The organism is Arthrobacter sp. MP_M4, assembly GCF_035984855.1.
Lineage (GTDB): Bacteria > Actinomycetota > Actinomycetes > Actinomycetales > Micrococcaceae > Arthrobacter.
In genome coordinates this window covers 118,049-131,515 of the sequence record NZ_JAXCHX010000004.1, presented here as the reverse complement: position 1 = coordinate 131,515, position 13,467 = coordinate 118,049, and the positions used below count along the sequence as shown (strand labels likewise).

At 67.5% G+C, this 13,467-nt stretch carries 12 protein-coding genes; 9 read left to right on the top strand and 3 right to left on the bottom strand.

Annotated features, from left to right (window positions below):
* The first annotated feature begins 65 nt into the window (after positions 1-65).
* Genes RCH15_RS06055 through RCH15_RS06045 form a run of 3 tightly spaced genes read left to right on the top strand, consistent with a single transcriptional unit; the run spans position 66 to position 2,792 of the window.
* A complete protein-coding gene (locus RCH15_RS06055; RefSeq protein WP_326959053.1) occupies positions 66-1,034 on the top strand; it encodes an ABC transporter ATP-binding protein in 969 nt (322 codons plus the stop codon).
* Positions 1,031-1,840: an ABC transporter permease gene (locus RCH15_RS06050; RefSeq protein ID WP_326959051.1), complete on the top strand. Its 810-nt coding sequence runs from the start codon at positions 1,031-1,033 to the stop codon at positions 1,838-1,840. Before RCH15_RS06055 ends, RCH15_RS06050 begins: the two co-directional genes overlap by 4 nt.
* 7 nt (positions 1,841-1,847) lie before the next feature.
* Positions 1,848-2,792, top strand: a complete 945-nt coding sequence (locus RCH15_RS06045; protein ID WP_326959049.1) for a COX15/CtaA family protein — start codon at positions 1,848-1,850, stop codon at positions 2,790-2,792.
* Positions 2,793-2,890: 98 nt separating this feature from the next.
* Here the strand turns inward: RCH15_RS06045 and RCH15_RS06040 are convergent, their stop codons facing one another.
* Entirely contained in the window at positions 2,891-3,853 is a 963-nt protein-coding gene (locus RCH15_RS06040) for a heme o synthase (protein ID WP_326959047.1), read from the bottom strand.
* 487 nt (positions 3,854-4,340) lie between these two features.
* Here RCH15_RS06040 and tkt point away from each other — a divergent pair, with 487 nt between their 5' ends.
* The 6 genes from tkt (at position 4,341) to pgl (ending at position 12,609) form a co-directional block, all read left to right on the top strand.
* A complete protein-coding gene (gene tkt, locus RCH15_RS06035; RefSeq protein WP_326959147.1) occupies positions 4,341-6,458 on the top strand; it encodes a transketolase in 2,118 nt (705 codons plus the stop codon).
* Positions 6,459-6,528: 70 nt separating this feature from the next.
* Positions 6,529-7,659 (top strand): transaldolase, encoded by a 1,131-nt coding sequence (gene tal, locus RCH15_RS06030; RefSeq protein WP_326959045.1) that lies wholly within the window; start codon positions 6,529-6,531, stop codon positions 7,657-7,659.
* 3 nt (positions 7,660-7,662) lie between these two features.
* Positions 7,663-9,297, top strand: a complete 1,635-nt coding sequence (locus RCH15_RS06025) for a glucose-6-phosphate isomerase (protein ID WP_326959043.1) — start codon at positions 7,663-7,665, stop codon at positions 9,295-9,297.
* A gap of 15 nt (positions 9,298-9,312) precedes the next feature.
* Positions 9,313-10,875 (top strand): glucose-6-phosphate dehydrogenase, encoded by a 1,563-nt coding sequence (zwf, locus tag RCH15_RS06020; RefSeq protein WP_326959041.1) that lies wholly within the window; start codon positions 9,313-9,315, stop codon positions 10,873-10,875.
* The gene (locus tag RCH15_RS06015) at positions 10,872-11,813 is read left to right on the top strand and encodes a glucose-6-phosphate dehydrogenase assembly protein OpcA (protein WP_326959039.1); all 942 of its coding nucleotides are present in this window, start codon (positions 10,872-10,874) and stop codon (positions 11,811-11,813) included. The genes zwf and RCH15_RS06015 overlap by 4 nt, the downstream gene beginning before the upstream one ends.
* The gene (gene pgl / locus RCH15_RS06010) at positions 11,803-12,609 is read left to right on the top strand and encodes a 6-phosphogluconolactonase (protein ID WP_326959037.1); all 807 of its coding nucleotides are present in this window, start codon (positions 11,803-11,805) and stop codon (positions 12,607-12,609) included. The genes RCH15_RS06015 and pgl overlap by 11 nt, the downstream gene beginning before the upstream one ends.
* Positions 12,610-12,632: 23 nt before the next feature.
* On the opposite strand, the gene RCH15_RS06005 is transcribed toward pgl, so the two are convergent.
* Together RCH15_RS06005 and secG are read right to left on the bottom strand one after the other, a co-directional pair.
* Positions 12,633-13,007, bottom strand: a complete 375-nt coding sequence (locus tag RCH15_RS06005) for an RNA polymerase-binding protein RbpA (protein ID WP_326959035.1) — start codon at positions 13,005-13,007, stop codon at positions 12,633-12,635.
* Between the two features lie 167 nt (positions 13,008-13,174).
* Positions 13,175-13,432 carry a preprotein translocase subunit SecG gene (gene secG, locus RCH15_RS06000; RefSeq protein WP_326959034.1) on the bottom strand — a complete coding sequence of 86 codons (258 nt, stop codon included), beginning with the start codon at positions 13,430-13,432 and terminating at the stop codon, positions 13,175-13,177.
* Positions 13,433-13,467 lie beyond the last annotated feature (35 nt).

Below are 13,467 nucleotides of genomic sequence, written 5' to 3'. Positions count from 1 at the left end.
CATCCAGTAAGGCATGACTATCCTCGGGCCCGAACAGGACGTACTACATCACGTAGAATGCTGTGGTGCGATCCCCCGAATCCCCCGTCCTGTCCATCAGCGGGCTAGTCAAGGATGTTGGTCCACTGCCCACTCTCGACGGCAAAATGCTGCGGGTGGTCAGCGGGCTTTCCCTCGTAGCCGAACGCGGACAGGTCACGGCCCTGCTGGGGGCCAACGGCGCAGGCAAAACCACCACCATCGAATGCGCCCAGGGGCTGCAGAAGCGCACTTCCGGCAGCATCAGCCTTCTGGGTGAGGACCCGGACACGGCCGGGGCGGGGCTGCGGGCCCGCGTCGGGGTGATGCTCCAGGACGGCGGGCTCCCGCCGTCGGCGCGTCCCATCCCCCTGCTCAGGCATGTGGCCGGGATGTACCAGGCCCCGTGGCCGGTCGAGGAACTGATCGAACGGCTCGGCATCGACGCTTTCAGCCGGACCTCGGTGCGGCGGCTCTCGGGCGGCCAAAAACAGCGGCTTGCCCTTGCCGCCGCCCTGGTGGGCAATCCCGAGGTGTTGTTCCTGGACGAGCCCAGCGCCGGCTTGGATCCGCAATCACGCCAACTGGTGTTCGAGCTCATCTCCGAGCTCCGGAACCGCGGGATGGGGATCATCCTGACCACCCACCTCATGGACGACGCCCAGCGACTGGCGGACTACGTCTACATCATCGACGCCGGCCGCAACGTTGCCGAAGGAACGGTGGCCCAGCTCCTGCAGCACCCACTGCCGCCCGGCGCCGGCGAGCAGCACGTCCGCACGCTGCTGTTCGAGACCGAGCCCGGCCTTGATTTCGCCGGGGTGCTGGCCGACGGCGTCACCGTCACCGAGGCGCGCGCGGGCAGCTACGCCGCCACCGGCGCCCTGACCGCGGCAGACCTTGCCGCGATCACTGCGGAGTGGGCATCCCGAGGCATCATGCCGCGCTCACTGAGTCTTGAGGCCCGCAGCCTGGAAGACGTGTTCCTCGACATCTCCGGAAGGGAAATTCGATGACCCGCGACAGTGCCGCAGTAGGGAACGCACCGGCCGGCAGCGCGCCGCCGGTCCGTTCCCTCGGCAGCGCCCCCGCCCCGTTGCTGCGCCGCATCCTCCAGCAAGGCAAATACGAGACGGCCACCATGCTCCGGAACGGCGAGCAGCTGATCCTGGCGATCGTCCTGCCGCTCCTGGCCATGGTGGGCCTGACCGTGACCCCCCTGCTGGACAGTTTCGGGTCGAGCCGGATCAACGTTGCGGTGCCGGGCATCCTCGCACTGTGTGCCATGTCCACCGCCTTCACCGGCCAGGGCATCTCCACCGGGTTTGACCGCCGGTACGGGGTCCTCCGCTTCCTGTCGACGACACCGCTGGGCCGAACGGGCCTGATGGCGGGAAAGATTCTCGCGGTCCTCGCCGTCCTGGCATTGCAGGTACTGGTCGTCACGGCGGTAGCCCTCCTGCTGGGCTGGCAGCCCGAGCCGGCGGGCTGGGTTCCCGGGCTCGCCGTGCTGGTGCTGGGCGCCGCGGCGTTCACCGCGCTGGGCCTGCTCGTCGCCGGAACCGTCCGGCCGGAGGCCACCCTTGCCATCACCAACCTGCTCTGGATCCTGCTCGGCGCCCTCGGCGGCATCGTGATTCCGGCCGAGCGGCTCCCTGCCCTCCTGCAGGACGTCGTGCACTTCCTCCCGTCCGGGGCCCTGGGGCAGGCCCTGAGGGACGCGTTTCTTTCCGGCAGCGTCCACCCCGCCCCGGTCCTTGTCCTGCTGCTCTGGACGGCAGTCGCCGGCACCGCAGCAAACCGCTGGTTCAAATGGAATTGAGAAAACTGTGAGCACGGCCTCCCGTACACCCCGGACCGCTTCCCGCACCATCCCCTGGCTGCCCGACACCGTTAATACGGCGGTCAAGCGGCTGGCGGTGCTGTCCCTGATCGGCCAGACCCTCCTGATCGTCACCGGCGGCGCCGTCCGTCTCACCGCCTCGGGCCTGGGCTGCCCCACGTGGCCGCGGTGCACGGACTCCTCGCTGGTGAATACCCCGGAAATGGGGATCCACGGGATCATCGAATTCGGCAACCGGCTGCTGACGTTCGCGCTGGCCGCCGTCGCCGTCGCCATGCTGGTGTACTTGTGGAATCTGCGCCGGGAACGCCGCGACCTTTTCCTGCTGGCCCTGGCCCTGCTCGCCAGCATCCCGGCGCAGGCCGTGATCGGCGGCATCACCGTGCTGACCCAGCTCAACCCGTGGGTGGTGGGCCTGCATTTCCTGGTCTCCATGGCCCTCGTGGTGGTGGCCACGCTGCTGGTCAACCGCGCATTCGGCCGGACCGGGAAGTTCCGCACCGCCGCACTCCCGGCCCTGCCGGGTGTGGCGCGTCCGCTGACGGCTGCCCTCGCCTTGTTCTCCGCCGTGGCGGTCTGCCTGGGTGTGGTGGTCACCGGGGCAGGCCCGCACGCTGGCGACGCCGACGCCCCCCGCAACGACCTGGACTGGGACCTTTTCTCGCACATCCACGCGGTTCCGGCCTACCTGGTGACAGCCGGGGCGCTGTTCGCGGTGTTCCTCGTGGTGCGGGGCAGGATTTCCGGTGCGTTCCGCACCGCCGTCGCTCTGCTGCTGGGCGTCACTGTGCTGCAGGCGGTCATCGGTTTCACACAGTATTACAACGGCATCCCGGCGCTTCTGGTCGCCGCGCACATGCTCGGCTCGGCACTTCTCATGAGCGCGGCGGTCAACGCCGCCGACCTCGCCCGCAGCAGCCCGGTGAAGTAGGGATCTCACCCAGCAACGCGGGGTCAACTACCGCCCGTTCCGAATCCTCGGACCGGGCGGTAACTGACCCCGCGTCGTTGTTTGCTGGAAGCCGCCGGTCAGCTTCCCATGATGGCGGAGCCGACGAACGGATCAACCGCGAGGGCGAGGAAGAGCAGGGTCAGGTAGCTGATCGAGCCATGGAAGACTTTCATGGCGCCCTTATTGGAGACGTCCCCGGCCTGCGCCCGGTTGTAGAGGCCGTGCGATTCGTGGAGGAACCAGGCTCCGGCGAGCACGGCGGTGGCGGTGTAGACCCAGCCGGCGCCGCCCGCCGGAATCAGCAGCAGCGAGCACACCACCATGGCCCATGCGTACAGGACCACCTGGACGGATACGACTTTGGCGCCGGCGATCGCACCGAGCATCGGGACCTTGGCGTTGCGGTAGTCCTCGCCGTAGCGCATGGACAGCGGCCAGTAGTGGGGCGGTGTCCAGAGGAAGATGACCATGAAGAGCACGACGGCGGGCCACTCCACGGTGTTGGTCACCGCGGCCCATGCGATCAGCACGGGGAAGCAGCCGGCGGCGCCGCCCCAGACGATGTTCTGTGCGGTGCGTCGTTTGAGGATCATGGTGTAGATGACCACGTAGAAGACGATCGCACCCAGCCCCAGCCACGCTGCGAGCGGGTTGGCGCCGAACCAGAGAATGGCAATTGCCGCCGCGCCCAGCAGCCAGGAAAACACCATCGCTTCCCGTGGCGTGACCTCACCGGTGACCAGCGGCCGGTTCTCGGTGCGGTGCATGAGTTTATCGATGTCCCGGTCGATGTAGCAGTTAAACGCTCCTGCGCTGCCAGCGGCGAAGGCGCCGCCCACGAGGGTCGCCAGGATCAGACCGATGGATGGGAAGCCGCGCTCGGCGTAGATCATGGTAGGCAGGGTGCTGACGAGCAGCAGCTCGATGACGCGGGGTTTAGTGAGCGCCAGGTAGGCCTTGGCTTTGCGGGCGAAGCCGGCCCGTCCGCGCGGAAGAGAAGCGGTCAGCGGCGTATGTGTTGTGCTCACGGTGGCAGTCACTCTGTTCTGTCTGGCTGTTCAGTCCGGCTTGTTTTCGCAACACGGGTTGCTTTTCGCAAAGGTCCACAAGCAGCGCACAGCCGTGTCCCCGCCCCCGTTGGTAGCCACGCCCATCATACCGCTCCCGGAGGCCACACAGATTATCGCGTGGCAGCGCGTGCCCACAGCCGCCCCGGAGGCCGGTGATTCACTCGAGGGCGAAATCCGGTCCAGTTGGTGAGATAAACCGCGCCTGCCCGGGCGAATGGGGCTAAGCTGTCTGCAGATCAGCGCGCACGGGACCGCCACATCGGCGGTCCCAATGTCTGAGGTGTCCATCCGCTATTACCGCAGATGTCCATTCGCCCATTCGCGGCTGAAGGATAGATCAACGTTTCGATGGTGAACGGCTGGGACGTACCGCAGCGGGCACCACACTGTGCCCCGGACGGGACTGCCCTTACCGCCCGCCGTCAGCACAGAGAGGGGCCCGGTTTTCGTGCCACATTTGGAAGAGCAAGAACTGTCATGGACCAGCTTGGACGACCGCGCCGTGGACACCATCCGCGTCCTCGCCGCGGATGCCGTGGAGAAGGTCGGAAACGGGCACCCCGGGACCGCCATGAGCCTGGCTCCGGCCGCGTACCTTCTCTTCCACAAGCTGATGCGGCACGACCCGAAGAACCCTGACTGGCTGGGACGTGACCGGTTTGTCCTCTCCCCCGGCCACACCTCCCTGACGCTATACATCCAGCTTTTTCTCTCCGGCTACGGCCTGGAACTGTCCGACCTCGAGGCGCTGCGCACGTGGGGTTCATTGACTCCGGGGCACCCGGAGTACAAGCACACCGCGGGCGTGGAAGTGACCACCGGCCCGCTCGGCCAGGGTCTGGCCATGGCCGTAGGTTTCGCATTCTCCCAGCGCCGCCAACGCGGCCTGTTCGACGCCGATGCCGCCCCCGGCACCAGCCCGTTCGACCACACCGTCTGGGTGATCGCCTCCGACGGCGACCTGCAGGAAGGCGTCACGGCTGAGGCTTCCTCTCTCGCCGGGCACCAGGAGCTCGGCAACCTCGTGGTCATCTACGACGAGAACCACATCTCCATCGAGGACGACACCGACATCGCTTTCACCGAGGATGTCCTGAAGCGCTACGAGGCCTACGGCTGGCACACCCAGCGCGTGGACTGGACCCGCACCGGTGAGTACAAGGAAGACGTGCAGGAACTGCACGCCGCACTTGTCGCGGCCAAGGCCGAGACGGGCAAGCCGTCCATCATTTCGCTGCGCACCATCATCGGCTACCCGGCCCCGAAGAAGCAGAATACCGGCAAGATCCATGGCTCCGCCCTCGGCGCCGAGGAAGTCGCCGCATTGAAGGACATCCTCGGGTTCGACCCGGAGCGCACCTTCCAGGTCGACGACGAGGTCCTGGCCCACGCCCGCGAAGCTGCGGACCGCGGCGCGGCTGCGCGCAGCGAATGGCAGCAGGCCTTTGAGGCGTGGCAGTCCGGAAACCCCGAGGCCGCTGCGCTGCTCGAGCGCGTCGAAGCGCGCAAGCTCCCCGCCGGACTCGATTCCGCCCTGCCGGTGTTCGAAGCCGGCAAGGACGTCTCGACCCGCGCCGCGTCCGGCAAGGTCCTGAACGCGATCGCCCCGGTCATGCCGGAATTGTGGGGCGGTTCGGCCGACCTCGCCGAGTCCAACAACACCACGATCGAGAGTTCGCCCTCCTTTATCCCGGCCTCCCGGTCCACGGCGGCGTGGAAGGGCAACCCCTACGGCCGCGTGCTGCACTTCGGCATCCGCGAACACGCCGCTGCCTCGATCGTCAACGGCATCAGCCTGCACGGCCGCACCCGCGCGTTCTCCGGCACTTTCCTGATCTTCAGCGACTACCAGCGCCCGGCCATCCGGCTCGGCGCCCTCATGGGCGCCCCGGCCCTCTACGTCTGGACCCACGACTCCATCGGGCTCGGCGAGGACGGACCCACGCACCAGCCGGTGGAGCAGCTGGCCGCTCTGCGCGCCATCCCGGGCCTGGATGTTGTCCGCCCCGGCGACGCCAATGAGGTCGCGGCAGCCTGGAAGGTCATGCTCGAGAACCACGCGAACCCCGCCGGGATCGTACTGACCCGCCAGAACATCCCCACCTACGCCCGCGGAACGTCAGAGGCCGAGGGGGACACCTTCGGTTCCGCCGCCGGTGTGGCCCGCGGCGGCTACGTCCTGGCCGAGGCCTCAGCCGACGGCCGCACCGCCAAGGCTCAGGTCATCCTGATCGGCACCGGATCGGAGGTCCAACTCGCGGTGGAGGCCCGTGAAGCCCTGCAGGCCCAGGGCATCCCCACCCGCGTCGTTTCCATGCCGTGCGTGGAGTGGTTCAACGCCCAGGACGCCGCCTACCGCGAAGCGGTGCTCCCTGCCGCCGTCAAGGCCCGGGTATCCGTGGAGGCCGGACTTGCCCTGGGCTGGAAGGAATTTGTCGGCGACGCCGGCCGTTCCATCTCCCTCGAGCACTTCGGCGCCTCGGCGGACTACAAGCGCCTCTTCCAGGAGTTCGGCATCACCGCGGAGGCCGTAGCGGCCGCCGCCAGGGACTCCCTCGCCGGCCTCAAGGCCTAACCAGTACCTTTTTCGTTTTCGGGCCGCTGTCCCGTACCGTGGCGGCGGCCCCAGACTCCAGGAGTGACTTATGACCACCACCCCCAGCTCTACCCCCACGCAGCAGCTCTCCGATGCCGGCGTCTCCATCTGGCTCGATGACCTGTCCCGCGGACGCCTGGATACCGGCACCCTGCGCAAACTGATCGAAGAGAAGAACGTTGTCGGGGTCACCACCAACCCGAGCATCTTCCAGTCGGCCCTCGCGGTCGCCCACGACTACGACACCGTCATCGCCGCGCAGGCGGCCGCCGGCAACAGCGTCGAGGAGACTGTCTTCTCCATCACCACCACCGACGTCGCCGACGCCTGCGACCTCTTCGCCCCGGTGGCCGCCGCGACCAAGGGCGTGGACGGCCGGGTGTCGATCGAGGTTGACCCCCGCCTGGCCTGGGACGCGGCCGGCACCATTGCCGAGGCCAAGGCACTCTACAAACGCGTGAATAAGGACAACGTCCTGATCAAAATCCCGGCCACCCTGGAGGGCCTGGAAGCGATCACGGCAACGCTGGCCGCCGGCATCAGCGTCAACGTCACCCTGATCTTCTCGCTGGAGCGCTACCGGGCCGTCATCAACGCCTTCCAGAGCGGCCTGGAGCAGGCCAAGGACAACGGCCACGACCTCGCTGCGATCCACTCGGTGGCGTCGTTCTTCGTCTCCCGCGTTGACTCCGAAGTGGATAAGCGGCTCGACGCGATCGGCACCGATGAAGCCCGGGCCCTCAAGGGCAAAGCGGGCCTGGCAAACGCCCGGCTGGCCTACCAGGTCTACGAAGAGCTCTTCGCCACCGAACGCTGGGCCCTCCTGGCGGACGCGGGTGCCCTCCCGCAGCGTCCACTGTGGGCCTCCACCGGCGTCAAGGATCCGGCTTACCCGGACACCCTGTACGTCACGGAACTCGTCGCCCCCGGCGTCGTGAACACCATGCCGGAAAAGACACTCGACGCGACCTTCGACCACGGCACCGTCACGGGCAACACGATCAGCCGCGGCTACGACGACGCCAACGCCACGCTGAACGCGCTGGACGGCCTCGGAATCTCCTACAACGAGGTCGTCGCGTTGCTCGAGACCGAAGGCCTCGACAAGTTCGTGGCAAGCTGGAAGGAACTGCTCGCCGACGTCGAGATTGCCCTCGCCGCTGCACGGAAGGACGCATAGTCCATGACCACTCTCAGCTACGACGCCACAGGCGCCGCCCGCCTGGCCCACGACCAGCACCTGCCCGCCCTGCTCGAAGAAAAGGTCGCCACGCGGATCTTCGCGAAGGACGCCACCCTGTGGGGCCCCGAGGCCGAGGCCGAGGCGTCCGTCCGGCTCGGCTGGGTTGAGGCGGCCACCGTCTCCCAGGCGCTGGTCGCGGACATCCTGGCCCTGCGGGACGCCTTGCGCGCCGAGGGCGTCAGCCGGATCGTGCTGTGCGGCATGGGCGGTTCCTCGCTGGCCCCCGAAGTCATCGCCGGAACCGCGGGCGTCGAGCTGGCAGTGCTGGACAGCACCGACCCGGAACAGGTTGCCGCTGCCCTCGCAGACCGGCTGGCTGAAACCGCAATCGTCGTGTCCTCCAAGTCCGGTTCCACGCTGGAAACGGATTCCCAGCGCCGCATCTTTGAGCACGCGTTCACTGAGGCGGGTCTGGATGCGAAGAGCCGGATCGTGATCGTCACCGATCCGGGTTCGCCCCTGGACAAAGCTTCCCGCGAGGCGGGCTACCGGGCTGTTTTCAACGCGGACCCCAACGTCGGCGGCCGATACTCGGCGCTCACCGCGTTCGGAATGGTTCCCTGCGGCCTCGCCGGTGTGGACATCCAGGCGTTTCTTGACGAAGCGGAGGAGGCCGCCGAGGTTCTCAACGAGGACGGTGCGGAAAACATCGGCCTCGCCCTCGGTGCCGCGCTGGGCGGCACCAGCCCGCTGCGCAACAAAGTGGTCATCGCCGAGGACGGCTCCGGCATCAAAGGCTTTGCGGACTGGGCCGAACAGCTCATCGCCGAATCCACCGGCAAGCTCGGCACCGGGGTGCTGCCGGTGGTCGCCGGCCCCCGCTCCCCCGAAGCCACCCTCGGCGCACCGGACGTCCTCGTGGTCCGCCTCGTCGCGGCGGACGCCGACGTCGAACTCGGTGAGAATGAAGTCGCCATCGCCGGGGGCCTGCCCACCCAGATGATGACGTGGGAATTCGCCACAGCGGTGGCCGGGCGCCTCCTCAGGATCAATCCCTACGACCAGCCGGACGTCGAGGCCGCCAAAGTGGCGGCGCGCGGTCTGCTGGACGCGCAGCCGGAACCGACGCCGGCGGCCTTCACCGACGGTGCCATCGAAGTCCGCGGCGGAGACTGGCTCGGCGGAGCAAGCACCGCCGCTGATGCCGTCAGCGCGCTCCTCGGCGAGCTGGGCCCGGAAGACTACCTCAGCGTGCAGGCTTATTTCGACCGTCTGGCCTACGCGCCGCTGGAGGGCGTCCGTGACCAGCTGGCAGCCCTCAGCGGCCGTCCCGTGACCTTCGGCTGGGGCCCGCGGTTCCTGCACTCCACCGGCCAGTTCCACAAAGGCGGCCCCGCGATCGGCGTCTTTCTGCAGGTCACTGCCGCTGCCGCCACCGACCTGGCGATCCCTGACCGCCCCTTCACCTTCGGTGAGCTGATCTCAGCCCAGGCCGCCGGCGACGCACAGGTGCTCTCCGACCACGGCCGGCCGGTTCTCCGGCTGCACCTCACGGACCGCGGGGCTGGCGTCCGCCAGTTCCAGGAACTCGTCTCCACCCTGGCCGGCCACGCCGCACCCTCCACCGAAAGCTAAGGCACCCACGTAACCATGCCAGAAAAATACAACGGCAGCCGTCCTTCCGGGGGGCCGCGGCGCAATCCGCTCCGCGATCCGCGGGACAGGCGCCTGAACCGTATTGCAGGACCGTCGTCGCTGGTCCTGTTTGGGGTCACTGGGGACCTGGCCCGGAAGAAACTCATGCCGGCCGTGTACGACCTCGCCAACCGGGGGCTGCTCCCACCGAGCTTCGCCCTCGTTGGCTTCGCCAGGCGGAACTGGGAAAACGAGGACTTCGCCGCGGAGGTGAAGGCGGCGGTCAAGGCCTACGCCCGCACCCCCTTCGACGAGACGGTCTGGACGCAGCTCTCCAAAGGCATCCGGTTCGTGCAGGGCGAGTTTGACGACGACGACGCCTTCAAGCGGTTGAGCGAAACCATCGACGAACTGGACGAACAGCGTGGCACGCGCGGCAACCACGCGTTCTACCTGTCCATCCCACCCAACGCCTTCGAACTCGTCTGCCGGCAGCTGTCCAAGCACGGACTGGCCCAGGCCGAGGGTGACAAGTGGCGGCGCGTGGTCATCGAGAAGCCTTTCGGCCACAACCTTGAATCGGCACGCCAGCTCAACGACATCGTGGAATCGGTCTTTCCACCGGACGCGGTCTTCCGGATCGACCACTACCTGGGGAAAGAGACAGTGCAGAACATTCTGGCGCTGCGCTTCGCCAACCAGCTCTTCGAGCCGCTCTGGAACGCCAACTACGTGGACCACGTCCAGATCACCATGGCCGAGGACATCGGAACCGGCGGCCGGGCAGGTTACTACGACGGCGTGGGTGCAGCCCGCGACGTCATCCAGAACCACTTGCTGCAGCTTTTGGCGCTGACCGCCATGGAAGAGCCGATTTCTTTCAACGCGGACGATCTCCGCGCCGAGAAGGAAAAGGTCCTCGCAGCCGTCCGGCTCCCTGAGGACCTCTCCACGCATTCGGCCCGCGGTCAGTTCACCGGCGGCTGGCAGGGCGGCGAGCAGGTGGCAGGGTACCTGGAGGAGGACGGCATTCCCGCCGACTCCAAAACGGAAACGTTTGCCGCCATCCGGGTCGACATCAACACCCGGCGCTGGGCCGGCGTGCCGTTCTACCTGCGGGCCGGCAAGCGCCTGGGCCGCCGGGTGACCGAGATCGCGGTCGTGCTCAAGCGTGCGCCGAACCTGCTCTTCACCGACCACGGTGAGGACGATTTCGGCCAAAACGCTGTCGTCATCCGGGTCCAGCCTGATGAAGGTGCCACCATCCGCTTCGGGTCCAAGGTTCCGGGCACGCAGATGGAAGTCCGCGACGTCACTATGGACTTCGGGTATGGCCACTCGTTCACGGAGTCCAGCCCGGAGGCGTACGAACGGCTCATTCTCGACGTGCTTCTTGGCGAGCCCCCGCTCTTCCCCCGACACGCTGAAGTTGAGCTGTCCTGGAAGATCCTGGATCCGTTCGAGGAATATTGGGCATCCCTGGCGGAACAGCCCGAACCCTATGCACCCGGCAGCTGGGGACCTGCCTCCGCCCACGAACTCCTTGCCCGCGACGGACGAACCTGGAGAAGGCCATGATTGTAGATCTTCCCGACACCACCACCTCCAAGGTCTCCAAGAAGATCATGGCCCTGCGCGAGCAGGGCGGTGTGATCGCGCTCGGCAGGGTGCTTACCCTCGTGGTCGTGACCAAGTCCGGGTTGGAAGAGGAGGCCATCGAAGCCGCCAACGAGGCCAGCCGGGAGCATCCCTGCCGGATTATCGTCCTCGCCGACGCCGGAGCCGAGGCGCCGACCCGCCTCGATGCACAGATCCGGGTGGGAGGCGACGCCGGTGCCTCGGAGGTCATCCTGCTGCGCGGTTACGGGGAACTCGCCGAGGAAAGCGAATCACTGGTCGCCGCCCTGCTGCTGCCTGATGCGCCGATCGTGGCCTGGTGGCCGCACGGCGCCCCGAGGAACGCCTGCCAGACCTCCATCGGCGGGATCGCGCACCGCCGGATCACGGACTCGGGCAACGAGGCGGATCCGCAGCGCGCGCTGGAGAACATCCGCCGCACCTACAAGGCCGGCGACACGGACCTTGCCTGGACCCGCTTGACCAACTGGCGGATCCAACTGGCCGCGGTCCTGGACCAGGTGGACAGCTCCCCGGTGACGGCCGTCGCCGTCGAGGGTGCCTCCGATTCGCCGAGCACCATCCTGCTCGCAGCGTGGCTTACGCTGGCGCTGGACGCGCCGGTGACAATCGTCGCGGATCCGGCCGGCACCGGCATTCGCCGGGTGCGGCTCACCCGGACCGGCGGCGACGTGCAGCTGTTCCGGCCGGGCCTGACGGTGGCAGAACTGAGCCAGCCGGGCCAGCCGGTGCAGCGCATCTCGCTGCCGCGCCGGAGCCTCAAGGACTGCCTGGCGGAGGAGTTGCGGCGACTGGACCCGGACGAAGTGTTCGGTGAAGTGATTACTATTGGACTGCCGCGTACCAATCTAAGGAGTGTCCGTCCCAGTGAGCGCTGAACCCAGAGTAAGCATCCATCCCGACTCGACAGTCCTCATGGCCGCCATCGCAGCCCGCCTGATCACCAAGCTGGTGGACATCCAGGACAAACACGGCGAGGCGACTGTGGTACTTACCGGCGGGTCGATGGGCATCGGTTCGTTGAAGGCCGTGGCCGAATCCCCGGCGGCCCCCGCCGTTGACTGGTCCAAGGTCAACTTCTGGTGGGGTGACGAACGCTTCGTCGCGCCTGATGACGCCGAACGCAACGCAGGCCAGGCGCACGAGGCACTCCTGGCGCACATCAATGCGGAGCCTGCGCGGATCCACGTGCCCGGGTCCACGGCGGACTTCGACTCTGCGGAGCAGGCAGCCGCGGACTATGCCCGGCGGCTGGCCGAGGCCGCAGCCGCCGAGCACGCTGCGGACATGTCCGATGACCGGCCGGAACGGCCGGCTGCGCTCCCCCGCTTCGACATCGTCCTCCTCGGCGTGGGGCCCGATGCGCACATCGCGTCGCTGTTTCCGGAACAGGCCGGCATCCGGGAGAAGGAACTCACCGTGGTCGGGGTCCGCAACTCCCCCAAGCCGCCGCCGCTGCGGGTGTCACTGACCCTGCCTGCGATCAACACCGCGTCCGAAGTCTGGATGGTGGTGGCCGGCGAGGACAAGGCCGGGGCCGTCGGCCTGGCCCTGGCCGGCGCCAACCCGGTGCAGGTGCCGGCTGCGGGCCCGCGCGGCCGGAACGAAACGCTGTGGCTGATCGACGAGAACGCGGCCGCCAGGGTGCCGGCCCAGCTCGTCCGGAAGGGCTAGCGCCTGCCGGGTGGTCAGCGCCGCTATCCCCCCGGGAGGCAGCGGCGGGCGCGAAGGCGCTCAAGCGCTCCGGCCAGTACGTCTTCGGCGTCCTGGCTGGAGCGCCGCTCTTTAACGTATTCCAGGTGGCTCTTGAAGCCGTCAGCCGGAATGTCCTCCAACGCGAACTGGGCTTCGTCGCGGGTGGCCGTTCCGCCGCAGCGGCGGCAGTCCCAGACACCGGGGATCAGCTCGTCCGGCAACTGGGCAAAGATCAGCGGAGTCTCGTGGCCTTTGGCGCAGCGGTAGATCACCTGGATGCGGGGTGTGCGGATGCCGTCGGGCGGCTCGTGCCGCGGGGAAGCCCCCTCGGTGGCTCCTACACGGATACCCCGAAATCCGGGGGCAGAATGCAGCATCGGGAACTCCTGGCTACTCGGCGGACATAATACGCGTGCAATCAGCCACGCGTGCAATGCCACAGTGTAAATCTGGAGTTCCCGATGCGGGGAGGGCCACAGGGCCCTAGATGAAGTTTTTACCCTGTGCCTTCGCAGGCAGTCTTCCAGGTTCTAAGGGTTTGGTGCTAGGAGTCGCCGCCGCCGGTGAATCGCATGAGCAGGCCCAGCCCGATAATCACCACACCCCAGGTGACGCCGAGAATAACCGTGAAGCGGTTCAGGTTCCTTTCGGCCACACCGGAGGAGCTGAGGCCGGATGTCATACCGCCACCGAACATATCCGAGAGGCCTCCGCCGCGGCCTTTGTGGAGCAGGATGAGCAGGGTCAGCAAGAGACTGGTGATGCCCAGGAGGACCTGCAGAATGACATGAAGAACGTCCACGACGGCCTTTCAGAAGAGGTGAATTGCGGGGGCCA

Excerpts from the sequence above, each read along its gene's own strand:
- tal (WP_326959045.1), top strand. The coding sequence starts at position 6,529 with ATGACCACCACCCCCAGCTCTACCCCCACGCAGCAGCTCTCCGATGCC.
- RCH15_RS06015 (WP_326959039.1), top strand. The coding sequence starts at position 10,872 with ATGATTGTAGATCTTCCCGACACCACCACCTCCAAGGTCTCCAAGAAG.
- RCH15_RS06025 (WP_326959043.1), top strand. The coding sequence starts at position 7,663 with ATGACCACTCTCAGCTACGACGCCACAGGCGCCGCCCGCCTGGCCCAC.
- zwf (WP_326959041.1), top strand. The coding sequence starts at position 9,313 with ATGCCAGAAAAATACAACGGCAGCCGTCCTTCCGGGGGGCCGCGGCGC.
- RCH15_RS06050 (WP_326959051.1), top strand. The coding sequence starts at position 1,031 with ATGACCCGCGACAGTGCCGCAGTAGGGAACGCACCGGCCGGCAGCGCG.
- RCH15_RS06005 (WP_326959035.1), bottom strand. The coding sequence starts at position 13,007 with ATGCTGCATTCTGCCCCCGGATTTCGGGGTATCCGTGTAGGAGCCACC.